Origin of the sequence: Nocardia sp. NPDC056564 (assembly GCF_042793755.1) — a bacterium.
Taxonomy (GTDB): domain Bacteria; phylum Actinomycetota; class Actinomycetes; order Mycobacteriales; family Mycobacteriaceae; genus Nocardia.
On sequence record NZ_JBHTUR010000011.1, the window covers coordinates 292683 to 316123 of the forward strand.

General features: G+C 68.7%; 22 protein-coding genes and 1 pseudogene. 12 read left to right on the forward strand and 11 right to left on the reverse strand.

The genetic code is table 11. The annotated features are described in order from the left end of the window. Positions 1–44 precede the first annotated feature (44 nt). A complete protein-coding gene (egtA, locus tag ACFQ9K_RS26865) occupies positions 45–1409 on the reverse strand; it encodes an ergothioneine biosynthesis glutamate--cysteine ligase EgtA (RefSeq protein ID WP_378713752.1) in 1365 nt (454 codons plus the stop codon). A gap of 203 nt (positions 1410–1612) precedes the next feature. On the opposite strand from egtA, the gene ACFQ9K_RS26870 reads away from it, so the two are divergent. Further along, complete coding sequence (locus tag ACFQ9K_RS26870; RefSeq protein WP_378713750.1) at positions 1613–2785, forward strand: aminotransferase class V-fold PLP-dependent enzyme; 1173 nt, start codon at positions 1613–1615, stop codon at positions 2783–2785. 37 nt (positions 2786–2822) lie between these two features. Here the strand turns inward: ACFQ9K_RS26870 and ACFQ9K_RS26875 are convergent, their stop codons facing one another. Beyond that, positions 2823–3386: a TetR/AcrR family transcriptional regulator gene (locus tag ACFQ9K_RS26875; RefSeq protein WP_378713749.1), complete on the reverse strand. Its 564-nt coding sequence runs from the start codon at positions 3384–3386 to the stop codon at positions 2823–2825. A 107-nt stretch (positions 3387–3493) separates the two neighbouring features. Between ACFQ9K_RS26875 and ACFQ9K_RS26880 the strand changes: the two genes are divergently transcribed. Together ACFQ9K_RS26880 and ACFQ9K_RS26885 are read left to right on the forward strand one after the other, a co-directional pair. Beyond that, a complete protein-coding gene (locus tag ACFQ9K_RS26880; RefSeq protein WP_378713748.1) occupies positions 3494–4162 on the forward strand; it encodes a lysophospholipid acyltransferase family protein in 669 nt (222 codons plus the stop codon). A 209-nt stretch (positions 4163–4371) separates the two neighbouring features. Next, positions 4372–6018, forward strand: a complete 1647-nt coding sequence (locus ACFQ9K_RS26885) for a fatty acyl-AMP ligase (protein ID WP_378713746.1) — start codon at positions 4372–4374, stop codon at positions 6016–6018. A 54-nt stretch (positions 6019–6072) separates the two neighbouring features. Here ACFQ9K_RS26885 and pth read toward each other — a convergent pair whose 3' ends face one another. Both pth and ACFQ9K_RS26895 read right to left on the reverse strand, forming a co-directional pair. Beyond that, the gene (gene pth, locus ACFQ9K_RS26890; protein ID WP_378713744.1) at positions 6073–6654 is read right to left on the reverse strand and encodes an aminoacyl-tRNA hydrolase; all 582 of its coding nucleotides are present in this window, start codon (positions 6652–6654) and stop codon (positions 6073–6075) included. A 24-nt stretch (positions 6655–6678) separates the two neighbouring features. Further along, entirely contained in the window at positions 6679–7290 is a 612-nt protein-coding gene (locus ACFQ9K_RS26895; RefSeq protein WP_378713743.1) for a 50S ribosomal protein L25/general stress protein Ctc, read from the reverse strand. A 306-nt stretch (positions 7291–7596) separates the two neighbouring features. On the opposite strand from ACFQ9K_RS26895, the gene ACFQ9K_RS26900 reads away from it, so the two are divergent. Further along, the gene (locus ACFQ9K_RS26900) at positions 7597–9216 is read left to right on the forward strand and encodes a peptide chain release factor 3 (RefSeq protein ID WP_378713741.1); all 1620 of its coding nucleotides are present in this window, start codon (positions 7597–7599) and stop codon (positions 9214–9216) included. A 12-nt stretch (positions 9217–9228) separates the two neighbouring features. On the opposite strand, the pseudogene ACFQ9K_RS26905 reads toward ACFQ9K_RS26900, so the two are convergent. Both ACFQ9K_RS26905 and ACFQ9K_RS26910 read right to left on the reverse strand, forming a co-directional pair. After that, a pseudogene (locus tag ACFQ9K_RS26905) lies at positions 9229–9756 on the reverse strand (nuclear transport factor 2 family protein); the annotation flags it as partial. Between the two features lie 299 nt (positions 9757–10055). Then, positions 10056–10949, reverse strand: coding sequence for an Abi-alpha family protein (locus tag ACFQ9K_RS26910; protein WP_378713739.1), 894 nt, complete (start codon positions 10947–10949; stop codon positions 10056–10058). 264 nt (positions 10950–11213) lie between these two features. Between ACFQ9K_RS26910 and ACFQ9K_RS26915 the strand changes: the two genes are divergently transcribed. Both ACFQ9K_RS26915 and ACFQ9K_RS26920 read left to right on the forward strand, forming a co-directional pair. Then, positions 11214–12536, forward strand: coding sequence for a hypothetical protein (locus tag ACFQ9K_RS26915; protein ID WP_191093988.1), 1323 nt, complete (start codon positions 11214–11216; stop codon positions 12534–12536). Next, entirely contained in the window at positions 12527–13414 is an 888-nt protein-coding gene (locus ACFQ9K_RS26920) for an Abi-alpha family protein (protein WP_378713737.1), read from the forward strand. The genes ACFQ9K_RS26915 and ACFQ9K_RS26920 overlap by 10 nt, the downstream gene beginning before the upstream one ends. Positions 13415–13421: 7 nt before the next feature. Here ACFQ9K_RS26920 and ACFQ9K_RS26925 read toward each other — a convergent pair whose 3' ends face one another. After that, on the reverse strand, positions 13422–15206 hold the full coding sequence (locus tag ACFQ9K_RS26925; RefSeq protein WP_378713736.1) for an ABC-F family ATP-binding cassette domain-containing protein: 1785 nt from the start codon (positions 15204–15206) through the stop codon (positions 13422–13424). 256 nt (positions 15207–15462) lie between these two features. On the opposite strand from ACFQ9K_RS26925, the gene ACFQ9K_RS26930 reads away from it, so the two are divergent. Further along, positions 15463–16311, forward strand: a complete 849-nt coding sequence (locus ACFQ9K_RS26930) for an LLM class flavin-dependent oxidoreductase (protein WP_378713734.1) — start codon at positions 15463–15465, stop codon at positions 16309–16311. A 5-nt stretch (positions 16312–16316) separates the two neighbouring features. Here ACFQ9K_RS26930 and ACFQ9K_RS26935 read toward each other — a convergent pair whose 3' ends face one another. Then, positions 16317–17252 carry a 4-(cytidine 5'-diphospho)-2-C-methyl-D-erythritol kinase gene (locus ACFQ9K_RS26935; RefSeq protein ID WP_378713732.1) on the reverse strand — a complete coding sequence of 312 codons (936 nt, stop codon included), beginning with the start codon at positions 17250–17252 and terminating at the stop codon, positions 16317–16319. Positions 17253–17328: 76 nt separating this feature from the next. Continuing rightward, positions 17329–18081, reverse strand: a complete 753-nt coding sequence (locus tag ACFQ9K_RS26940) for an SDR family oxidoreductase (protein ID WP_378713730.1) — start codon at positions 18079–18081, stop codon at positions 17329–17331. A 79-nt stretch (positions 18082–18160) separates the two neighbouring features. On the opposite strand from ACFQ9K_RS26940, the gene ACFQ9K_RS26945 reads away from it, so the two are divergent. From ACFQ9K_RS26945 to ACFQ9K_RS26960, 4 genes are all read left to right on the forward strand, one after another. Next, complete coding sequence (locus tag ACFQ9K_RS26945) at positions 18161–18760, forward strand: TetR/AcrR family transcriptional regulator (protein WP_378713728.1); 600 nt, start codon at positions 18161–18163, stop codon at positions 18758–18760. Positions 18761–18850: 90 nt separating this feature from the next. Then, positions 18851–19666, forward strand: coding sequence for a CPBP family intramembrane glutamic endopeptidase (locus ACFQ9K_RS26950; RefSeq protein WP_378713727.1), 816 nt, complete (start codon positions 18851–18853; stop codon positions 19664–19666). 95 nt (positions 19667–19761) lie between these two features. Beyond that, positions 19762–19968, forward strand: coding sequence for a heavy-metal-associated domain-containing protein (locus tag ACFQ9K_RS26955; RefSeq protein ID WP_378713724.1), 207 nt, complete (start codon positions 19762–19764; stop codon positions 19966–19968). Beyond that, complete coding sequence (locus ACFQ9K_RS26960) at positions 19968–20876, forward strand: hypothetical protein (RefSeq protein WP_378713722.1); 909 nt, start codon at positions 19968–19970, stop codon at positions 20874–20876. Before ACFQ9K_RS26955 ends, ACFQ9K_RS26960 begins: the two co-directional genes overlap by 1 nt. Positions 20877–21199: 323 nt before the next feature. Here ACFQ9K_RS26960 and ACFQ9K_RS26965 read toward each other — a convergent pair whose 3' ends face one another. Further along, positions 21200–22030, reverse strand: a complete 831-nt coding sequence (locus ACFQ9K_RS26965; protein WP_378713720.1) for a GNAT family N-acetyltransferase — start codon at positions 22028–22030, stop codon at positions 21200–21202. A 340-nt stretch (positions 22031–22370) separates the two neighbouring features. Here ACFQ9K_RS26965 and ACFQ9K_RS26970 point away from each other — a divergent pair, with 340 nt between their 5' ends. Next, positions 22371–22772: a cytochrome P450 gene (locus ACFQ9K_RS26970; protein WP_378713718.1), complete on the forward strand. Its 402-nt coding sequence runs from the start codon at positions 22371–22373 to the stop codon at positions 22770–22772. Position 22773: 1 nt separating this feature from the next. Here ACFQ9K_RS26970 and ACFQ9K_RS26975 read toward each other — a convergent pair. Then, a partial coding sequence (locus tag ACFQ9K_RS26975) for a ribosomal RNA small subunit methyltransferase A (RefSeq protein ID WP_378983734.1) occupies positions 22774–23441 on the reverse strand: 668 nt, incomplete at its 5' end.

A 23441-nucleotide genomic window follows, 5' to 3' on the forward strand; every position in this document is an offset into this window, starting at 1 on the left:
GCCCGGGATGGCGTCCTGTGCTCGGTTCGCTCGCTGATCCGCGCTCACGAATCCGCCCCAGGACCGCCTGTCCCGGTGCCGGCCGCGGCGGAATCCGCCACGGGTCTCTCGCCGTTGCGACATCGCTCGACGGCGGCTTCGATCTCGCGTGCGGCCTCGGTACTCGACGCGTTGGCCGCGGCCAGGGTGAGCAGTTCCACCGCCACCGAGCGGATGTTCAGATCGGCCAGCCCGTAGCGGGCCGCGTCGAGCCAGTGCCCGGCCAGTGGGGCGGCGATGGCGATCGCCTGGGCCACGGCCCGGCTGCTGGACATGAGCGCGTCGAGCACGTGGATCGGGACGGTCCAGCTGTCGCCGGGCTGGGCGTCGATGTAGCGGACCTCCAGGTATCCGGACGCGCGAACCGGCGGGAACAGCGTGGTCAGGTGATAGTCGAGGTCGTTGCGGTCGGGCCTGCGACCGATCTCGTCGTCCAGGGCGCCGGTGAGCCAGTCCGCGAAGGTCGCCCCCGGCGGTGGCGACCAGCCGGTGTCGGCACCGTGACCGTTCGCGCGCTGACCGTTCGCGCCCGGTCCGGTGCCGTCCGGTCTTCGCACACACAGCAGCGGCACGTCGAGCGCCCATCTGCTGTAGCCGAGGATCGGATCGGCCCAGTCCATCAGCGGGGGCCGGGTCCTGGCGTTGTCGAGGCGCAGCCAGGCCCGCATCCGCTGGGAGGCCCACTCACCCGCGGGGGCGCCCCGCAGCGTGGGCGAGCAGGCGAAGGCGGCGAGCAGGGCCGGGCCGATGGCGTAGAGCGCGGTCCAGCGGGCGGCGATATCGGCGCGGTCTGCCCCGGCGTCGACGCTGACCTGGGTCGCGGCGGTATTGCACATCATGAGCTTGCCGTACGGGCCGATGCCGGCGAAGGTCTGTTCCATGGCGCGGTAGCGCGGCAACTGGAGCAACCGCTTGGGTCTGCGGTCCGCGTCGGCGGCGGCGGAAACGGTTCGGATGGAGCGAGATTCGAGAAGTTCCCGCAAGCGGCGGGCATCGTCGCGGAGCGAGGTACTCAGCTGCGCGGCATCAGCGAACGGTGCGCTGGATAGTTCGATCTGACCGCCGGGTTCGATGGTGACCCGGCTGCCCCCTGGCAGTGCCAGTTCCGGCGAATCGGGGGCGATGGACCGTGGTGCGTGGGGTCCGAGGGCATCCGCTAGAGCAGTCAGTTGCGGACGCGGGGCGGCCGAGGGGCCTGACGCCTGACACTCACCCTGCACGGTGAGCCATTCGAGCTCGGCGCCGATCAGCGTCGGTGGTCCCTGCTTGAAGCAGACGCCCCCGATATACGCCTCGGCGGCGGCTCGCGAGTTGAGCTCTCCGTCGTGAATAACCCGACTGACCAGCTCCGATTCCAGCGTGACCGCCATGCCAACCTCCGTTGTGCGTCCGAGTTGCTGTGGTTTCGTGTCCGCTGTCGATCTACAACCATCGCGCGGTCGTGCTCTGTTCCGCTCGCGGCGATCCATCCAGAGTAGCGATGGGGACTGACAAGAAATCGACAAGAATCCGAACTGGGGACCGGCTCCGGAGGGACAGACCCCGCCCGGCACTGCCCGTTAGAGTCGGAATCATGCTGGATGAAGAGCGTGTCCGCGCCGACACTCCGGGTTGTATGTCCGGTTCCGTTTTCCTCGACAGCGCCGGATCCTCGCTTCCGCCGCGGGTGGTGCTCGACACCGCCGTCGACCATCTGCGCCGCGAGGCCGAGATCGGCGGCTATCGCGCCGCGAACGAACGCCTCGACGATCTGGCCGCGGTGAAGACCGCGATCGGCACGCTGATCAACGCGACGCCGGCCAGTATCGCGTTGAGCGACAGCGCGACTCGTTCCTGGGCGGACTTCTTCTACTCGATCCCGCTGGCCGCGGGCGACCGCATCCTGATCTCCGAGGCGGACTACGCGAGCAACGCCATCGCGGCACTGCAACGCGCCCGTGCCACCGGGGCGACGGTGGAGAAGATTCCCAGCGACGACACCGGGCAACTCGACCTGGACGCGCTGGCGAAGCTGGTCGACGAACGGGTGAAGCTGGTCTCGGTGCTGCACGCGCCGACCAACGGCGGTCTGGTCAACCCGGCCGCCGAGGCCACTCGAATCGCCCATTCGGTGGGCGCGCTGGTGGTGCTCGACGCCTGCCAGTCGACCGGGCAGCTGCCGATCGACGTGGCGGAATTGGACGTCGACGCGCTGTCCGCCACCGGCCGCAAGTGGCTGCGCGGCCCGCGCGGCACCGGATTCCTTTACGTCCGACCGGAATTGGCGGAATCGATCGAACCAGGCCGGCTCGACCTGCACAGCGCGTCCTGGGTCGGCCCGGACGACTACCGCCTCGCCCCCGACGCCAGCCGCTTCGAGTTCTGGGAATGCGATGTGGCCGGCCGGCTCGGCCTCGGCGCGGCCGTGCGCTACCTGCTCGACCTCGGCCCGGAGAACGTCTATGCCGCCATCTCCGCGCGCGCCGAGTACCTGCGCAAGGCACTACCGGAGATTCCCGGAGTCACGGTGCGCGACATCGGCATTCGGCACAGTGGCATCGTCTCGTTCACCGTCGACGGCATCGAGGCCATCGAGGTCCGCGATCAGCTTGCCGCACAAGACATCACAGTAACCGTCAGCCACGCCGGCTCCACCCTCCTGGACATGACCGGGCGCGGCCTGCGCTCGGTGGTCCGCGCCTCCCCCCACTGCTTCGTGAGTTTCGACGAGCTGGACCGTTTCGTCGCCGCCGTCGCGCGGCTGTAGCGGCACGACATTCGATCGAGGTGGGTCGGGCGGGCCGTCAGGTCAGGTGTAGGTCGAGGGTGCGCTGGACGAGGGCGGGGAGGTCGGCGGCGGGGGCGACCAGGCGGAGGCTGCGGTTGGCCTGGAGGGCGGCGATGCCGTGGAGGTTCGTCCACAGCGCGGTCGCGCGGTCGCCGGGGTCGACCCCTCCGGGGGGTGCGGCCTCGGTCACCAGCGCCGCGAATCGGGCGAACAGCGGCAGGGTGGTCGCGCGGAGGTTCTCGCCGGAGCCTTCGAGGAGGTCGTGGCGGAACATCAGGGTGAACATCTCCGGGCGCTCGCCGGCGAACTCGACGTACGCGACGCTCATCCGCACCAGGCGATCTCGTGCGCCGGTACCGGGGTCGACGGCGGCGAACCGGTCTATCAGGTCGGCGAATCCGCGCGCCGCGATGGCTGCCAGCAGGGCTCGATGAGTCGGGAAGTGCCGACGCGGTGCCCCATGTGAGACACCCGCGGCCCGGGTGATGGCGCGAAGTCCCAATTGCGCCGCACCTACCTCTTCGAGCAGGGCGACGCCCGTGCCGACCAGGCGTTCTCGCAGCGGCTCGTTCTCCACCATGCAGACATTGTCTACGGCAACCATCACCAGCCCTTACTTCGGGTGTAGACACTGTCTACAGGAATGCGGTAGACAGTGTCTACACATTCTGTTCCCTGGAGGTCTTCGTGTGGTACTGGCTCTTCAAGTACGTGTTTCTCGGCCCCGTGCTGCGGGTGCTGGGTAGACCCGAAGTCGAAGGGCTGGATCAGGTTCCGCGCACCGGACCGGTGATCGTCGCGGCCAACCACCTGGCGGTGATCGACTCGCTGTATCTCGCGCTGGTGCTGCCGCGCCAGGCCGCGTTCCTGGCCAAGCAGGAGTACTTCACCGGGACCGGCCTGCGCGGGCGCTGCAAGCGCTGGTTCTTCTCGGCGGCCGGTCAGGTGCCGGTCGACCGGACCGGCGGCAGCGCCGCGGCCGACGCGCTCGCCGCGGCCACCCGCATTCTCGAGGCGGGCGGCGTGTGGGCCATTCACCCCGAGGGCACCCGCTCGCCCGACGGCCGGATCTACCGCGGTCGCACCGGCACGCTGCGGGTCGCGATGGCCACCGGCGCCCCGGTGATCCCGGTCGTGCTGTCGGGCACCGATCGAGTCAACCCCCGCGGCACCCGGCTGCCCCGGTTCGGCAAGGTCCGGATCAGCTTCGGCGCCCCGCGCTACTACCTGCCCGCCGAGCAGCATCACGTCGCGCGGGCGAACACCGACGAGCTGATGCGCGAGCTCGCCGCCCGCTCCGGCAGGCACTACGTCGACCAGTACGCCGCCACCTTCGGGGCCGGCGCGGCCAAGTAGTCGCGGCAGCGGCGCAACGCACTAGACCACCGTTCGGCGATAACCAATCCGGCACCGGCGCCGGCGCGAATACTCTCATCGAGCCCGGTTACCCGCGACACTCCAGCAAACCTAGACACGCGGTAAAAGGGTTAACGCCACGCCGGAATGGCGGGATAGTTGAATGCAGGTCGGCAGGCGGCCCGAAGCTGGTGATGAGGGAGTTGACGTTGAGCAGGTTCACCGACGAGATGTATGCGACGGCGCAGGCGTCGACCCGGGGGCTGGTGACCGGCGAGCCGGACGCGCCCCGGCGTCAGAGCTGGGGCGAGATCCATCGGATCGCCCGGCGGATGGCGGGCGGCCTGGCGGCGGCGGGCATCGGGCACGGTGACGCGGTCGGCGTGCTCGCCGGCCTGCCGGTCGACATCGCGCCGGCCTGTCAGGCCATCTGGATGCGCGGCGCCTCGATCACCATGCTGCACCAGCCGACGCCGCGCACCGATCTGGTGGTCTGGGCGCGCGACACCGAGACCGTGCTCACCATGATCGAGGCGCGCGCGGTGGTGCTCGGCGCCCCGTTCGAGGCGGCCGAGCCGCTGCTGCGCGAACGCGGCATCACCGTGGTGCGGATCGATCAGCTGCGCGAGGGCACGGACACCGATCCGGTCCCGACGGGCGAGGACGATATCGCCTTGCAGCAGTTGACCTCCGGCTCGACCGGGTCGCCCAAGGCGGTGCGGATCACCCACGGCAACTTCTTCGTCAACGCCTACGCCATGTTCGACCGGGTCAAGTTCCAGCTCGACGACGACGTGATGATCAGCTGGCTGCCGCTGTTCCACGACATGGGCATGGTCGGATTCCTCAGTGTCCCCATGCAAATCGGCGCCGAGGTGGTGTGCGTGACGCCGCTCGACTTCCTCATGCGCCCCCTGTTATGGGCCGAGCTGATCGCCAAGTATCGCGGGACCGTCACCGCCGCACCGAATTTCGCGTACTCGCTGCTGGCCCGCCGGTTGAAGCAGGCCGACGACGGCGCGTTCGATCTGAGCAGCGTGCGCTACATGTGGAACGGCGCGGAGCCGGTCGACCCGGACACCATGGAGACGTTGGCCGCGGCCGGAAAGCGATTCGGGCTCAGCCCGATGGCCCTCACCCCGGTCTACGGCATGGCGGAAACCACACTGGCCGTGTCGATTCCGGATCCGGGCCTGGGCCAGGTGATCGATGTCATCGACGCCGACCTGCTCGAGGCGCTGGGCAAGGCCGTGCCGGTGCACGACGCGCACGGGCATCCGGGCAACATCCGCAGGCTGCCGACGCTGGGCTACCTGGTCGATCATCTGGAAGGCCGGGTGGTGGACGCGGAACGCCAGGAGCTGCCGACCCGATCCGTCGGCGTCATCGAATTGCGCGGCCCGGCAGTCACTTCCGGCTACGTCACGGTGAACGGATTCCGCCCCGCGCAGGACGCGGAGGGCTGGCTCGACACCGGCGACATCGGCTACTTCACCGACGAGGGCCTGATCGTGGTGTGCGGCCGGATCAAGGACGTCATCATCATGGGCGGGCGCAACATCTACCCCACCGACATCGAACGCGCCGCCACCCGGGTGACCGGTGTCCGGCCCGGCAACGCCGTCGCCGTGCGCCTCGACGCCGGGCAGAAGCGCGAGAGTTTCGCGGTGGTGGTGGAGAGCAACGACTATCAGGATGCCGAGGCGGTCAAGCGCATCGAACGCGAGATCGTGCACGCGGTGTTCTCCGAGGTGGGCGCCCGACCGCGCACCGTGGCGGTGCTCGGCCCCGGCGCCCTGCCGAAGACCTCCTCCGGCAAGCTCCGGCGCGCCGCCACCGCGGTGCACCTGCGCTGACCGGCCGCGCGGATACCGGAAAGGCATTGACGGCGCGGCGAATTCGCGGCGCTGTCAGTGCACTCGGTTCTGCGCGGCTTCCAGGCCGACCCGGAGCAACAGCTCGACGGCGTCGGCGGCCTGCTCGACGATCACCGGTATTTCCTTGCGTTCCGGCGCCGCGAACGGCTTGAGCACATAGTCGGCCGGATCCTGCCTGCCCGGCGGACGGCCGATGCCGATCCGGACGCGCAGGTAGTCCTTGGTGGTCAGCGCGCTGGACACCGAGCGAAGCCCGTTGTGCCCGCCCTCGCCGCCGCCGCGCTTGAGCCGGATCTCGCCGAACTGGAGGTCGAGCTCGTCGTGCACGACGATCACCTCGGTCGGCGGCACGGAGAAGAACTTGGCCAGCGCCGCGACCGGACGCCCGGACAGGTTCATGAACGAGCGCGGCTTGGCGATCAGCACCTGCCGCCCGTCGAGCCGGGCCTGCAGCAGGTCGGCGCCGGACTTCTTGTGCACACCAAAACGGCCGCCGACGCGCTCCGCGAGCACGTCGGCGACCAGAAACCCCACATTGTGCCGGGTGCGCTCGTATTCGGTGCCTGGGTTACCCAGTCCGACCACGAGCGCGGGCCCGGTCGTGGATTCGGTCATCGACAACCGATTCCCGATACTTCTTTACTCGGCGTTCGCGGCTTCGGCGGCCTCGGCAGCCTCGGCGGCTTCCTCGACCTCGGCCTCGGACGCCGGGGCGGCGATGACGTTGACGATCAGGGTCTCCGGATCGACGCTCAGGGTGACGCCCTTGGGCAGGGTCAGCTCGCTGGCGTTGATCTGGGTGCCCGCCTCGACGCCCTCGACCGAGACCTCGATGGACTCGGGGATGCTCATCGCGTCGGACTCGATGGAGATGGTGGTGGCGTCCTGGGTGACCAGGGTGCCGGGGGCCGCGTCGCCGACGACGACCACGTTCACATCGGCGGTGACCTTCTCGCCCTTCTTGATGATGAGCAGGTCGGCGTGCTCGATGTAGCGGCGAATCGGGTGCACGACAACCGATTTGGTGAGTGCGAGCTGCTTCTTGCCGTCGATGACGAGGCTGAGCACCGCGTTGGTGCCGTGCTCGCGCAGGATGGCGGAGAAGGCGCGGGCGTCCAGCGACAGGTGCTGCGGGTCGGCCTGGTGGCCGTACAGCACGGCGGGAACGTTGCCCGCGCGACGGGTACGGCGGGCGGCACCCTTACCGAACTCGGTGCGTACGGCGGCTTCGAGAAGGTTGGCGTCGGACATGACTGGATCTACTCCCTACGGCTGTTCCGGGCTGTCAACAGTGCGCCAGGGTCTGTTTCCGCCCTGGCTGATTGGTCTACTCGTCCGACGAAAGAACCAACGGGGACGGCCGGAAGCCGAGCCGCGTCGATCACGGTGAACGCAAAATCAAGGTCTGCGGTCACCCTCGCCGAGACAACCCGAACACCATACCGCAAGGGTTATGCCCAGTTGGAATCGGGTGGTCGGACACAGGTCGTGTCGGGGCCATGCGCATCGCGTAGATTAGACAGGTTGCCGATCGGTCGTCTGTGAAAGGTTGTTCCGTTGACCGCCTCCCCTGAGGGACTTCCCGCCGAGGTTTCCCGACGGCGCACGTTCGCGGTGATCTCGCACCCCGACGCCGGCAAGTCGACGCTCACCGAAGCGCTCGCGCTGCACGCCAGGATGATCTCCGAGGCGGGCGCGATCCACGGCAAGGCGGGCCGCCGCTCCACCGTCTCGGACTGGATGGAGATGGAGAAGGCGCGCGGCATCTCGGTCAGTTCGACCGCGCTGCAGTTCAATTACCGCGCCGAGGGCTCGGACGTGGACAGCGTGATCAACCTCGTCGATACGCCCGGCCACTCCGATTTCTCCGAGGACACCTACCGGGTGCTCACCGCCGTCGACGCCGCGGTGATGCTGATCGACGCCGCGAAGGGCTTGGAGCCGCAGACGCTCAAGCTGTTCCAGGTGTGCAGGCACCGCGGCATCCCGGTGATCACCGTGATCAACAAGTGGGACCGGCCCGGCCAGGCGCCGCTGGAACTGCTGGACGAAATCAGCGAGCGGATCGGCCTCACCCCGACCCCGCTGTTCCTGCCGGTCGGCATCGCGGGCGACTTCCGCGGGCTGCTTCGCCGCGGCGCGGAGGGCGCTCCGCTCGAATACATCCACTTCACCCGCACCGCGGGCGGCGCGACCATCGCGCCGGAGGAATCGCTGACCCCGGCGCAGGCCGAGGCGCGCGAGGGCGAGCCGTGGACCACCGCGGTCGAGGAGAGCGAGCTGCTCTCGGCCACCGGGCAGGACCACGACCAGGAGATGTTCCTCGCCGGGCAGACCTCGCCGGTCATCTACGCCTCGGCGATGCTGAACTTCGGCGTGCGGCAACTGCTGGAGGCGCTGGTCTCGCTGGCGCCGCCGCCCGGCCCGCGCCCCGACGTCAACGGCGGGGCGCGCGAGATCACCGAGCCGTTCAGCGCGGTCGTGTTCAAGGTGCAGGCGGGCATGGATGCCGCGCACCGGGACCGGCTGGCGTTCATGCGGATCGTGTCCGGCGAGTTCGAGCGCGGCATGGTCGTGACGCACGCGCAGACCGGTCGCCCGTTCGCGACGAAGTACGCGCTGACCGTGTTCGGCCGGGAACGCAACACCGTCGACACCGCCTACCCCGGCGACGTGGTCGGCCTGGTGAACGCGACGGCGCTGGCGCCGGGCCACACGCTGTTCGTGGACAAGAAGGTGGAGTTCCCGCCGATCCCGTCGTTCGCGCCGGAGCACTTCGCGGTGCTGCGCGCCGAGAGCGCGGGCAAGTACAAGCAGTTCCGCAAGGCCATCGATCAGCTGGACTCCGAGGGCGTTGTGCAGGTGCTGCGCAACGACATCCGCGGCGACGCGTCACCCGTGCTGGCGGCCGTCGGGCCGATGCAGTTCGAGGTGGTCACCGCCCGCATGCTGACCGAATTCAACGTAGAGACCAAGCTGGACAACCTGCCCTACACACTGGCCCGCCGCACCGATGCCGCATCGGCCGACGAGCTCGGCAAGCAGCGCGGCGTCGAGGTCTTCACCCGCAGCGACGGCATCCTGCTCGCCCTGTTCAGCGACAAGTGGCGGCTGCAGTACATCGAAAAGGAACACCCAGGGCTGACCCTGGAGCCACTGGTCGCCACCGCCGATTGACCGGGGCCGGGGTCAGCCTGCTTCCGGTTCGCGCCGGACGGGCGCGGCGCCGGGGTCGCGTTCGACCGAGGAGATGACGCCGTCTTCCCGGGAGATCAGGCCCCAGCGGCTGGAGGTCAGGCGCAGGCTCGGCAGGTCGCTCAAGGAGAGCACCACCTCGTAGGTGCGTTCGTAGCCGGTGTGCGAGATGCGCCAGCGGCCGTCGTCGCAGCGCACGTATTCGTCGGAGTAGAAGGCCGCGCCGCGCAGCAGCATGTTGTGGCCGGGAATGAGCACGGTGTCGGCGAGGTACCAGGTGCCGGTCGCGGCGTCGCCGTCGACATCGATCTCCGGGTGGTCGCAGCGGTGCTCGGTGATGACGTGCGGGCCGAGGGTGTTGCGCATGAACGCGAGGAACGCGTCGCGCGATTCGAACTGGAGGTATTCGCTGTAGGTGGCGGTTGCCTCGGGAATCATGGTGTCCGCGAACTCATCCCAGGATTTCGTGTCGAGGCAGCGGAGGTAGCGGAACTTCAGTCTGCTGATCGCGGTGACGTCGTCGAGCTTGCGCTCGTCACCGCGTGGTCTGCCTTCCCGGCGCTGCTGTTCGTCCGTCCCGGTGTCGCCGCGCTCCATCCGGCCGATGTCGATGCTCGGGGTGCCGCGTTCCTGCCCGCCACCCGCACTCGGGTCGCCGCGCTCCTGCCCGCCGGTTCCCTGCTCCATACTTAACAATCCCATCCGAAGCCCGCCGACTTCACGATTTGGGAGATTTGCACCCTCCGTGTCAGCCGATCGGTGAGCCGGCGCCCTCGAATAGACGCACCTGACCTGGGTAAGTTCTGGAACCGGCGGTCGGGCTAATTCCCGATGGTGAAGCAGGTGCGGCAGAAGTCCTCGCCGAACTCGGTCAGGCGCAGGCTTTTGCGCACGATCTTCGGCGCGCGGCCTGCCTTCTTCAGTGCGGCCTCGACGACCGGCTGCACCTCGAGCACCATGTACCGGCTCAGTACGACCGGATCGTCGGAGACCAGCGTCAGCCCGAGCCTGCCGAGGTTGATCAGGTACGGACGCGACCGGTCCGGGTAGCGGACGCCGGCCTGTTCGGGCACCGAGGTCAGATCGCCCTGGACCAGTTCGGAGCCGATGCCCAGCGGGCGGTTGGTGCGCACGTCGACCGAGGGTTGCGGACCGTTCTGCGCCATGAAGCGCAGGATGCGCGCCTCGTCGGGGGCCAGTTCGTCGAGGATGCGGTCGTAGGCGGGATGCACGTCCTCGGTGAAATAGACGTCGGCGGAACGAGCGAGCAACGCGTCGCCGCGCCGGCGGAGCTCGTCGATGCTCGCCGACCGAAGGTAAGAACCGACCGCCAGCGCCTGCTGCTGTGCGCCGCTGTTGTTGCCGGGCCCGTTCGGCGTCGGCACGTAACTGACGATCTCGCGCACCGACCCCTCGGTGACGCCGAGTGCGCTACGAGCTATGGAGCGCAACGCATTTCCGGTCCGCTCGGCGATATCGGCGGACGACTCGCCGTCCAGCGCGGCCTGGGTGATCTCCTTGGTGACCTCGAAGGTGGTGCCGACCGCCCACTGCCCGCCGCGCACCACGCTGCCCGCCGCGACCCCGGCCGCGCGAAATACGCCGCGAATCAGCCGAGCTTCGTTGCTGATCTGCCGCTGTTCGACATCCGAGCTGCGCTCAACCGCGCGGGAACCGGCTCGGGTGAGGTCCTGTCCGGCCCTGTCGTCTGCCACGTCATACTCCGATATCGCCAGGTGAACGAATCCCGCCCCACAGATTACTTCCCCCTGTGTCGCTGGTCATTGTCGCGGTCGCCCCGCGTCGATGCGGCATTGCGCACAAACACTGTGACCGATATCTCGGCGGGCGGCAGTGTGGCACCGCGCACTCGAGGTGGACCCGTCTCTTCTCCGCACAATAAGGTCCCGGTGCCGACAGGGTGCTACTTTGATGTTCCGGTGAGGCGGCGGTCACCGGTGCGTCGGCAGGAGGGTGTCGTGTTAGAGAGTGTGTTCGGTGTCCACCCGACAATCCTGCTAGAGCTTCTGACTATCCCACTTTTCACGGGAATCATCGGCTACATCACCAACTGGACCGGCGTGCTCATGCTGTTCCAGCCGATTGCCTTCCACGGCTTCCGACTACCTGGACTTCGCGCGCTGTATCCCTTCCTGCCCAAAAGAATTCAGGTGTTGCCGCTACTGAGTTACGACGGCAGATTCGGCTGGCAGGGCATCGTCCCCTCGCGCGCGGACAAGATGGCCAGCATCGCGGTGGACAAGGGCCTGGCCAAACTGGGCAGCGTCGCCGATTTCTACCGCGAGCTCGAGCCGGACAAGCTCGCCGAACATCTCGCCAGCATCGCCGACGAACAGATCCAGACCATCGTCGAAGATATTCTCAAGCGCGAACATCCACAGCTCTGGTACAACCTGCCGAGCCAAGTTCGCGACATGGTACAGGCTCGAGTTCGCCAGCAACTGCCGGATATTCTGCGCGAGCTGACCGATGAATTAGGCGCGAATATTGATCAACTGCTCGATGTGAAGCAGATGGTGATTCGCTACTTCCAGGGCAGGCCGCAACTGCTCAACACGCTGTTCCAAGTCCTCGGCGCCAAAGAGTTGCGGTTCATGATCAATTTCGGCTTCTACTTCGGCGCCCCGATGGGCGTGGTACTGGTAGCCATCCTGCATCTCACCGGCTGGTCCACGCTGGTCGTGCTGCCGATCGGCGGCGTGGTGATCGGCTGGGTGGTCAACTGGGTCGGCATCAATATGATCTTCGCGCCCGCCTATCCGAAGTGGTGGTGCCCATGGCGGCAGGGGCTGCTGATCAAACGCCAGTCCGAAATCACCGACGGCTACGCCGAATTGGTGTCGAGCCAGGTGCTGACCGTGGCCAATATCGGCGACGAGCTGCTCAACGGCCCGCGCTCGGACCGCACCATCCAGATGCTGGAGGACACCCTGCGCCCGGCCGCCGACCGCGCGCTCGGCCCAGCCCGGCCCGCCGTCAAGTTCATGCTCGGCAGCCGCGACTACGACACGTTGCAGGACACCTTCACCGCCGAGGCCATGGCGATCGCCCCGATCGCCTTCGCCGACCCGGAGTTCAACGTCCGCCAGGGCCGACAGATCAACACCTACATCGCCAAACAGATGGCGGCACTGAAGCCGCCGGACTTCGTCGACATGCTGCGCTCGGCCATCAAGCAAGACGAGTGGCTGCTTTTTCTCCATGGCGGCGTGCTGGGGCTCTTCGCCGGATACGCTCATATTCTGATTTTCGGAACAGGAGTGGCGACCACATGGCTGTAGCGAAATCCGGCCCCGGCGACGATGCCGGGGACGTCGATCACACCGCCGAAGAGGTGGTGCCGTCGACGGAGATCGCTCGACGGTCCGGTAGCCGAATCGTCGCGCGGGACGAATCCCCTTCCCGGGTGCCGTATCCCGTCGCGGGCGTGCGCGCGGCCACCGGTGTGGCCAGGGTCGCCTGGACCGCGGTGACCGGCATGACCGCGTGGAGTCTGGGTACGGCGGTCGGGGTCACCTCGACGGTCGTGCAACGCAGCGTTCAGGGCGTGCCGCCGCGAGAAGTGCTGGCGGAGGCCGAGTCCGAGGTGCGCGATCGGTTGCGCCGGGCGCTCGGCTTCCCCGAGGCGCCGAATGAGCCTGCCGCGCAAGCCGTTCCCACGCTGCGCGAGCAGGGCGCGGCGCTGCTGCGGTTGTCGGCGAGCACGCACGGGGACGACGACAACCACCCGGCCTTCGCGGGCATGCTGGCCGAGCTGACCCCGGACGAGGCACGCATCCTGCGCTACCTGCACCTGGACGGCCCGCAACCCTCGATCGACATCCGCACCGGACGCCCGCGCGCGCTCGGCGCGGAACGGGTCGGCTCGATGCTGACCCTGGTCGGCGAGCACGCCGGGCTGCGCTTCCCGAACCGGATCCAGCAGTACCTGACCAACCTGCGCCGGCTCGGCCTGGTCGAGCACGCGCGCGAACCGGTCGGCAATCCGCACCGGTACCAGCTGCTGGAGGCGCAGGGACCGGTGCGCGAGCTGCTGAAGCGGTCCGGATTCGGCACCAAGGTGATCTACCGCAGCGTGTCCCTCACCGGATTCGGCGCCGACTTCGTCCGGACCTGCCTGCCGGTCGCCATCCAGGACGACCGCGCCGCCGGGCACTGACGGCCGCTCACCCGTCCGCCAGCTCCATCCAACGTTCTTCCGCGGCTTCCTTTTCCGCGACGACCTGCTTGAGTTCGGTGTTGAGCTGGACCAGCCGGTCCGGGTCGGTCGCGGCCTCGGCCAGCGCGGCGTGCAGCTTGCGCTCGCGCTCGTCGAACTTCTCGATGGACCGTTCCAGTTTGGCCAGTTCCTTGCGCGCGGCACGCTGGGTGGCGGCGTCGGTGACCGGCGCGGCCTTGGTGTCAGCGGCCGGGCGGGGCGCGGTATCGCTCTGTGCGGCGCGCTTTTTCAGGTATTCGTCGATGCCGCCGGGCAGGTTGGTGAGCTTGCCGTCGCCGAACAGCGCCCAGGTCGAGTCGCAGATGCGCTCGATCAGGTACCGGTCGTGGCTGATCACGACGAGGGTGCCCGCCCAGTTGTCGAGCAGGTCTTCCAGCTGCTGCAGGGTGTCGATGTCCAGGTCGTTGGTCGGCTCGTCGAGCAGCAGCACGTTCGGCTCGGCCATCAGGATGCGGGTCAGTTGCAGCCTGCGCCGCTCGCCGCCGGACAGGTCACCGACCGGGGTGCGCTGGCGAGCCGGGGTGAAGCCGAGCCGCTCGGCCAGCTGACCCGCCGAGATCTCCTTGTCGCCGAGCATGATTCGCTGCGCGACCTGCTGCACCGCCTCCAGCACCCGCATATCGGTCGGCAGGTCGTCGAGTTCCTGCCGCAGCCAGCCGATCTGCACCGTCTGCCCCTGAATGCGCTTGCCCGCCGCGGGTTCGGTGTCGCCGGCCAGCGTGCGCAGCAGGGTGGTCTTGCCCGAGCCGTTCACCCCGACCAGGCCGACCCGCTCGCCCGGCGCGAGCCGCCAGGTCAGGTCGCGCACCAGCTCCCGGCCGTCCGGGGTGGTGAGGGTGGTGTCCTCGAGCTCGATCACGACCCGCCCCAGGCGCTTTCGCGCGAACGCGGCCAGCGAGACGCTGTCCCGCGGCGCGGGCACATCGGCGATCAGCGCCTCGGCGGCCTCCACCCGGTAGCGCGGTTTGGACGTGCGGGCCTTCGCGCCACGGCGCAGCCAGGCGAGTTCCTTGCGGGCCAGGTTGGCGCGGCGGGCCTCGGAGGCGTCGGCCTGCCGGGCGCGCTCGGCGCGGGCGAAGATCCAGTCGCCGTAGCCGCCCTCGTAGGTCTCGACCTTGCCGCCGACGACCTCCCAGGTGTTGGTGGCGACGGTGTCCAGGAACCAGCGATCGTGGGTCACGACGACGAGCGAGCTGCGCCGGCCGAGCAGGTGCTGGGCCAGCCACTGCACGCCCTCGACGTCGAGGTGGTTGGTGGGTTCGTCGAGCACCAGCAGATCGAGGTCGCGGACCAGCGCGGCGGCCAGCGCGACGCGGCGGCGCTCGCCACCGGAGAGGTTGTCGATCGAGGTCTCCAGGCCGAGCCCGGCGATCCCGATGCCCTCCATCACCGAGCGGATGCGCGGGTTCGCGGCCCACTCGTGTTCGGCGACATCCTCGGTCATCGCGTCGTCGGCCAGGCCGGCCAGGACGACGTCGCCGACGGTCGAACCGGGCGGCAGCACGCCACGCTGCGTCACCGTGGCGATCCGCAGCCCGCCGACCCGGCTGACCCGGCCGCTGTCCGGCGGCTCGAGCCCGGTGAGCACCTCGAGCAAAGTGGTTTTACCGCCGCCGTTCAGACCGACGACGCCGATACGCTCGCCCGCGTGGACGCCCATCGACACGTTGTCCAGCAGCGGCGTGATCCCAAAGCTCTTGGAAACCTGCTCGAGGTTGATCAGGTTGGACATGAATCCTTCCGGTTCTTGCAGCGGCGGGCGAGTTACGTGCCCTGAGCCAGCGTACTGAGCTGCCCGCGCCCGCTCCGCCGCCCCCTTGCGGAACGAACGGCGTTCGTCTAGATTCATGTCGACGAACAACGTTCGTAACGAACGAAGTTTGTTGACCAGGTGCTCTCCAGAATGACAGCCGCAGCGTGGGAGCCCCGCCTCGGCCGAGGTGAGCGGGCGGCACACATCCAGTTCGATTCCTCATGGAGGTTCTCCCATGCACGTCGGTCTCGGTCTCCCCATCGCCGACCCTGCCGTTCTGCTCGACTGGGCCCGCCGCGCCGACGCAGGCCCGTTCTCCACCCTGGGCCTGCTCGACCGGCTGGTCTACGACAATCCCGAACCACTCGTCGCGCTCGCCGTCGCGGCCGGCGCGACCAGCCGGATCAAGCTGCAAACCGAGGTGCTCCTCGCCCCGCTGCGCGAGCCGGCCCTGCTCGCCAAGCAGGTCGCGACCCTGGACCGGATGTCCGGCGGCCGCTTCGTGCTCGGCCTCGGCGTCGGCGGTCGCGCAGACGACCACATCGCCTCCGGCACCGACCTGCGCACCCGTGGCCGCCGGTTGGACGAGCAGCTGGCGATCATGCGCCGCGTCTGGTCCGGTCAACCGTACGGCCCCGACTGCGGCCCGATCGGCCCCGCGCCGCTGCTGCCAGACGGCCCCGAGGTCCTCTTCGGCGGCTTCCAGCCCGCCGCGCTCGACCGCGTAGGTCGTTGGGGCGGTGGCTTTCTCGCCGCCGCGCCGCCCGCCTGGGCCGACCGGCTGTTCGACACCGTGCGCAAGTCCTGGGCCGATCACGGCCGCGCCGGCACGCCGCGCATCGTCGCCCAGGTCAACGTAGTGCTCGGCGACCAGGACCTGATCGACGAGGCCCGCGCCGCGATGGGTGGCTACTACGAATTCAGTGGCCGCGCCGACTACATGCTCGACGGGATGCTCACCACGCCCGACGCAATCCGTTCCGCCATCGAGCAATTCGACGATCTCGGCGCGGACGAGGTGATGCTCTACTGCTACGGGAGCGACGCAGGCCAGGTCGACCGCCTGGCCGACGTCGTCGCCTGAACCGATTACCGCTTACCCGGCGCCTCGCTGTTGATCACCCGAGCGCCGGGCACCGGGCCGCTCGCGGTCCGAATGCTGCGGCAGACGCCCGCCCCCGCCAGTTCCGCCGCCACCGCCACCGCGGATTCCGCAGTCGCACAGAGGAATGCACAGGTGGGGCCGGAGCCGGAGACCAGGCCGGCCAGCGCGCCCGCGTTGACCCCGGCGCGCAGCGTGCGGCGCAGTTCCGGTTTCAGCGACAGCGCCGCCGCCTGCAAGTCATTACCCAGCAGCGGCGCAAGCTGTTTCGGGTCGCCGGAGGCCAAAGCCTGCATCAGCTGCTGCGGTTCGCCGAGCCGCGGCGGAGTTCCGTTCGCGCGCAGCCGATCGAGTTCGGCGAACACCGCCGGGGTGGACAATCCTCCCTTGGCCAGCGCGAGCACCCAGTGAAAGCTGTTGCGGGACAGCACAGGCAGCAGCCGTTCGCCCCGCCCGGTGCCGAGCGCGGTACCGCCGTGCAGCGCGAACGGCACGTCGCTGCCGAGTTCGGCGCCCACGGTGGCGAGCTCGTCGCGGGTGAGCCCGAGATCCCACAGTTCGTTGAGACCGACCAGCGCCGCGGCACCGTCCGCGCTGCCGCCGGCCATCCCGCCCGCCACCGGAATGCCCTTGGCGATCGCGAATTCCACCAGCGGCGCCCGCCCGGCCTGATGCGCGAGCCGGACCGCCGCCTGCCACACCAGGTTGGCGCGGTCGGTCGGCACGTCCGCGGCGCCTTCGCCGGACACCCGCACGGCCAGCGAGCTCGCCGGGGCGATCTCCACGTCGTCGCTGAGCGAGAGCGCCTGAAACACCGTGGTCAGGTCGTGATACCCATCGGGGCGCAGGTCACCGACTCCGAGATGGAGGTTCACCTTCGACGGCGCGCGCACGGTGATGGGGCTCGGGACAACTGACAGCACGGTGCCCAAGCCTAACGGGTGGTCCTGGCCGTCGCGCGGCTCGATATCGGCCTTTCACCGTCTGTGAATCATCCGGTTACAGCAATCCCCCGCCGGTGGCATCGATCCACTGCCCGGTCACCCAGCGCGCGTCGGCGGAGGCGAGGAAGCCGACCACATCGGCCACTTCGGCGGGCCGGCCGAGCTGTTTGAGCGGGGACATCTCGGTCACCATCGCCACGGTCTCGGCGTTGTTCAGGAAGCCCGCGTTCATGTCGGTGTCGATGATGCCAGGGGCCACCGCGTTCACCGTGATCCCGCGCGCGCCGACCTGCTTGGCCAGCACGCTCGTGAACGCGTCGAGCGCGGCCTTGGTCATGGTGTACGCGATCAGCTCCGGCATCCGCGCGCCGTTGGTGAGGCCGGTGGAGAGATTGACGATGCGGCCGCCGTCGCGCATCCGGTCCAGGCCGAGCTTGGTGATGAAGAACGGGGCCTTGGCGTTGACCGCGAAGACCCGGTCGTAGGCGGCCTCGTCGGTGCCCTCGATCGGTTCGCGGATGCCGTCGATGCCCGCGTTGTTGACCAGGATGTCCACCCCGTCGGCGTGCGCGTCGAACGCCGCCCACAGTGCCGCGGCGTCGTCGGGGACGCCGAGCTCGGTGCGGATCGCGAAGGCTGAACCACCCGCGGCCTCGATGCCGGCGACGACTTCCTCGGCCGCCCGCTCGTTCCCGTTGTAGTGCACCGCCACCCGCGCACCGTCCCGGCCCAGTCGTTCGGCGATGCCGCGGCCGATGCCCCGGCTGCCACCGGTCACCAGTGCGGTCTTGCCTGTCAGTGCGCCCATCGTGGGATTCCTTTCTCTAGCGATCACTACAGAACGGGACGTTAGCACAATATCTAGCGATCGCTATAGAATGATTGCCATGAGCCCAACGACCCGCGGCAGGCCGCGCTCGTTCGACCGGGACGCCGCGCTGGAGCAGGCGCTGCGGCTGTTCTGGGAGCGCGGCTACGAGGCCACCTCGATCGGCGACCTGACCACCGCGATGGGCATCGGCGCGCCGAGTCTCTACGCGGCGTTCGGCGACAAGACGACCCTGTTCAAGGAGGCCGTCGCGAGCTTCGGCGCGAAGTACGGCGATTTCATCGCGCGGGCACTGGCCGAGGAGCCGACCGCCGAGGCGGCGATGCGGCGCACGCTGCGCGAGGCGGCCGCGGAGTACACCAGGCCGAACTATCCGCGCGGCTGCCTGGTGATCAGCGCGGGCATCAACACGAACAGCGGCGAGGTCGCGGACCTGCTGCGGGAGTTACGCAGCCGGAATCTCGGGTTGTTCACCGAACGCATTCAGGCCGACATCGATTCGGGCGCCCTCGTCGCCAAAGACGACGCGCCGACGCTGGCCCGCTATATCGGGACGGTGATGCAGGGGATGTCACACGCGGCCAGGGACGGCGCGAGTCGCGCGGAGTTGGAGCAGGTCGCCGAATTGGCGATGTACGGCTGGGGCCGGGCGAATTAGCGACGCCGCACCGGAAGTATGAGGTCACGACGCGACAAATGGGCCTGAAGCATGAGGGCAGCGATGCGGGCGCGATGTGACGATTTTCTGGTGATAGATAGACCTGAAACTCCTGCCCCCACCTTCGACTACGCAGCCCAACGGGTTTCGGCGCCGCCTGCCGGAATCTTCTGGGCGTTCATCGGGATCTACGTTGTCGCCACCCTGTCCGCCTCGGCGGCGACGCTTGCGCTGCAACCGGTTTCGGGAATCGATCCGGCGGCATTGTCGCTGGTTCAATTCGCGCCGGCATTCGGCGCGCTCGTTACGTGGCTCGCCGGTCGCAAGCTCGTCGGCCCATTGTTTCCGGCACCGGTTTCCGGCCGTGAAGTCCGGGAGAATCTCGGCTATATCGTGGCGGCGTGCCTATTTCTCGCGCTATTGATTGCCGGGGCAACGGCATTGGCGGGGCACGACCTCGTCGGTGCAGCGACGGTCGGCGGCGTGCCCTTCGCGGCGTTCTTCGTGATCCAGCTCATCGGCGCGACCGGCGAGGAGATCGGGTGGCGCGGTGTGCTGCAACCGCTGCTGGAATCACGGATGCGCCGGTTCGCGGCGATCGCGGTCACCGGCGCGACCTGGGCACTGTGGCACGTGCAGGCATTCGGCGCCGGCCCGGTGGTCGCGGCGGCGTTCTTCGTCTCGACCATGGCGTTCGCCGCGCTGCTCGGCACGCTCGCCACCGGCGATTTTCGGCAACGGGTCCGCGTCGCGGCGGTCGGGCACTGGTTGATCAATGTCGGGATCTATCTGTCCGCGGGCGACGCGACCTACGACCGACCACAGATCGTGATCACCGCGGGCGGAGCGGTTTTCATCACCGTGGCGACGCTCGCAGTACGGTCGTGGCGCGCGAGCCGGGCGTGAGCCCGCCCCTTGCGCGCAATACCCACTGGGGGTATGTTCGATCGAGTCGGGGTACCCCCGGCCCGTATGATGGACAATGAGCGAAGGAGTCGGAGATGCCCAGTTCCACCTACACCGTCACGGGGATGACCTGTGGACACTGCGTGAGCTCCGTCAAGACGGAGATCGGCAAGATCGACGGTGTCACCGGCGTCGACGTGGACCTCGCCAGCGGCGCGGTCACGGTCGACAGCGCGGCGCCGATCGCCGACAGCGACATCGTGGCCGCCGTGGACGAGGCGGGCTACGAGGTCGCGGTCTGATGCAGGACCGGCTGAAGTTCGCCGCCTTCGGTGGCGCGCTCGTCGTGCTGTTCGGTGCCGCGCTCGGCATCGGCGCCCTGGTCGGCGATCCGGCCGGGCGCACAGCGGACCGCACGACGAGCTCGGCCGGGTCGGATCCGGGACTGTCGGAACGTCGCTCCGGCTACACCCTCGCCGACCTGTCCGCGCCGACGGAGCCGAATCAAGCCGGTACCCTGCGCTTTCGGATCACCGGTCCGGACGGCGCGCCGGTCGTCCGGTTTCGCACCCAGCACGACAAGCAGCTGCACCTGATCGTCGTCCGGTCCGACGCCACGCACTATCGGCACGCGCATCCGACCATGGACGCGGCGGGCACCTGGTCGATCGATTGGACGTGGGCGCAGCCAGGCACCTACCGGGTGTTCGCCGACTTCCTGCCGGAGGCCGAGGGCGCCGAACCCGGCGGACTGGTCCTCAGCCGGACCGTCACCGTCGCCGGAACCGCGGCACCGCAACCACTTCCGCCGCCCGCACGAACCGCGGCGACGGACGGCTATCAGGTCACCGCCGCCGGCGATCTCCGCACCGCCGGCAGCGAACTGAGATTCACCATCACCCGCGACGGCGCGCCGGTGACCAACCTCGAACCGTACCTCGGCGCCTACGCGCATCTCGTCGCTTTGCGCGCCAACGACCTCGCCTATCTGCACGTGCATCCGGAGGGCGAGATCGGCCGCTCCCCCGCCGGACCCGAGGTCGCGTTCCATGCACAGGCCCCGAGTGCGGGGGCCTATCGGCTGTATCTAGACTTCTCCCACGGCGGCGCGGTACACACCGCCGAGTTCACCATGGAAGTACCTATGGTCGAATCATCCACAGGCTCATCCACATCCGGTGGCGCGCCGCATCAGGGTGGCGGTCACTGACGTCCGCGCCCGCGGACGCGCGCCCGATCACGCCGTGGATCAGCAGGCTGACCTGCGGATCTCAGGCTCTGCGGATCGATATGAGACACAACCGAATCCACGTCGCCCCAGTTGCCGTGACCCCCGCCACAAAGATGGCAAAGATAAGTTATCCACAATGTGCATGGCCGGGTTTATTGCTAGAACACGTTCTCGAGACGGGGTGCATGACGCGCGTATTCGGCTCCGCGGCAACACAAACCGACCAGTACGCCTCAGCGGCTGCTGCTGACCGGAGACCGCCGGACGGCGAAAGCCGCTGAGCCCCAATCGTTATCTGACGCTCAACCCAGCGCCTGCGCGAACGGTGACCGCAGCATCGCCCGCTGTCCGGGCAGATCCTCGCCGAGCACCATGAGGGGCAGGGGCGGTTTGGCCGTCAATCCGCGCTCGACCAGCCAACCGCCGAGTTCGGCAACCGCACCCCCGCAGACATCGACGCGCGTCGAACCCCCTTCCGGCAGCACCGCATCGAGCAAGGCCGCCGCCGTCTCCGGCGAGTCCGCGACCAACGGACCCGCCTGCACCATGCCGAGGGTGCGCCACGCGATCACGTAACCGCCCTCCGCAACAACCACCCGGTCGGCGATCCGCAGCACCGACCGCAACAGCGCGCTCCGGTCGGCACCGAATGCTCGCCGATCCAGCCTCACCAGCGTCGACCAGTCCCCGGTTTCGCCGACCGGCAGCACCGAACCGCCCGCGCCTCGGGTGAAAACCCCAGTGTGCGAAGCGACCTCATCCACCACCCGGAATCCCAGCTTCGTATACAACGGCCTGCCCGCCTCGGTCGCATACAGAAACACGGTCGCGTAGTCGGCAGTACTCAACGCCGCTTCCATCAATCGACGGCCAAGACCGCGACCGCCATACCGGCCGGCCACCAGCAGCATTCCTATCGCGCCGATCCCCGGCGCCACCTCGGTCAGGAACACCGTGCCCGCCAAACCGCCATGCGGATCATCGATTCCGTAGCCACCACCGAGTTCCAGCAACAACCGCCATTTGGTCTCCTCCCGCGGCCACTCCCGATCCGCGGCAAGATCCAAACACGCAGGCAAATCCCCCACCCCGAGCTGACGAACCACCACTTCTTCCACAACGATCCCAGGCACCGCGCCATGGTAATCACCGGCCACCCGCCCGCGCCTGCCCTTATTTGCGAGGCCGAGTCATATCGGCGGCTCAGCCTCATTACCTCACTCGACATCCAAACCGAGGCCGACGGTTCGCGGAAGCGAATTGCCGGCCGGACGTTCACTCCGTACCGAATCACTCTGTGGTAAAACAGGATTCGCACGGCGCGAGCGCTATGTCCTGGTTCTTCTTCCGCACCGTGCGCCGACGCCCGCGCAATCCGATCAGCCTCCCGATGGCGGGCACCGGCTACGACGCGCTGACCACCGGCCGGACCTGCGGCGGCGACTCCAGGAGGACCCCGGTGCGGCCGCGGCGATGGTCGCGGAAACCCTCCGCTTCGACGGCCCTGGCCAAGGACTGCTGCGCCGAGCCGTCACCGATATCTCGTTGGGCGACAACATGGTTCCCGCCGGGGCCTACGTGCTCCCGTTGATCGGCGCGGCCAACCGCGACCCCGCCCACTGGCCCGACCCGGACGAATTTCGACTCGACCGCCCGAATATCGCCGACCACCTCGCGTTCGGCTCGGGCATCCACTACTGCATCGGCAACGCGCTGGCCCGCATCGAGGCGACCGCGGCCATCGAGGAGATCATGCGCCGCCTACCGGATGTGGCGCCGAACGGCGCGCCCGTCCGTATCGCCAGCCCGGTGCTGCGTGGACTCCGCACCATGCCCGTCGAATTCACGCGCGCGCATACCGCGGCGACCCCCTGATCTAGCCCTGCGCCGCCAGGCGAACGAAGGCGGCGGTGTCGAGGGTTTCGCCGCGGGCGGTGGGTGCGATGCCTGCGGCGACGAGGCGGCGTTCGGCTTCGGCGGGTGAGCCGGCCCAGGTGGACAGGGCGGCGCGCAGGGTTTTGCGGCGTTGCGCGAAGGCGGCGTCGACTACATCCCAGACGCGGCGGCGGTGGTCGTCGTCCATCGGCCAGGGCGGCTCGGTGTAGCGGTCGACGCGGACCAGGCCGGAGTCGACCCGCGGGGCCGGCCAGAAGACCTGGGTGCCGACCGCGCCCGCACGGCGAACGGTGCCGAAGAAACCGGCCTTCACGCTGGGCACACCATAGACGCGGCTGCCGGGAGCAGCCGCGAGTCGGTCCGCCACCTCCGCCTGCACCATCACCAAAGAGACTGCGATGCTGGGCAATTCGGCCAGCAGGTGGAGCAGGACGGGCACCGCCACGTTGTACGGCAGGTTCGCCACCAGCGCGGTCGGCACGAGCGGAAGATCCGTGGCGGCGACCCGCAGCGCGTCCGCCTCGACCACCTTCAGCCGGTCGGCCAGCTCCGGCGCCCGATCCGCGACCGTCACCGGCAGGTGCTCGGCGAGCACCGGATCGATCTCGACGGCGACCACCGAATCCACCACGTCGAGCAGCGCCAGCG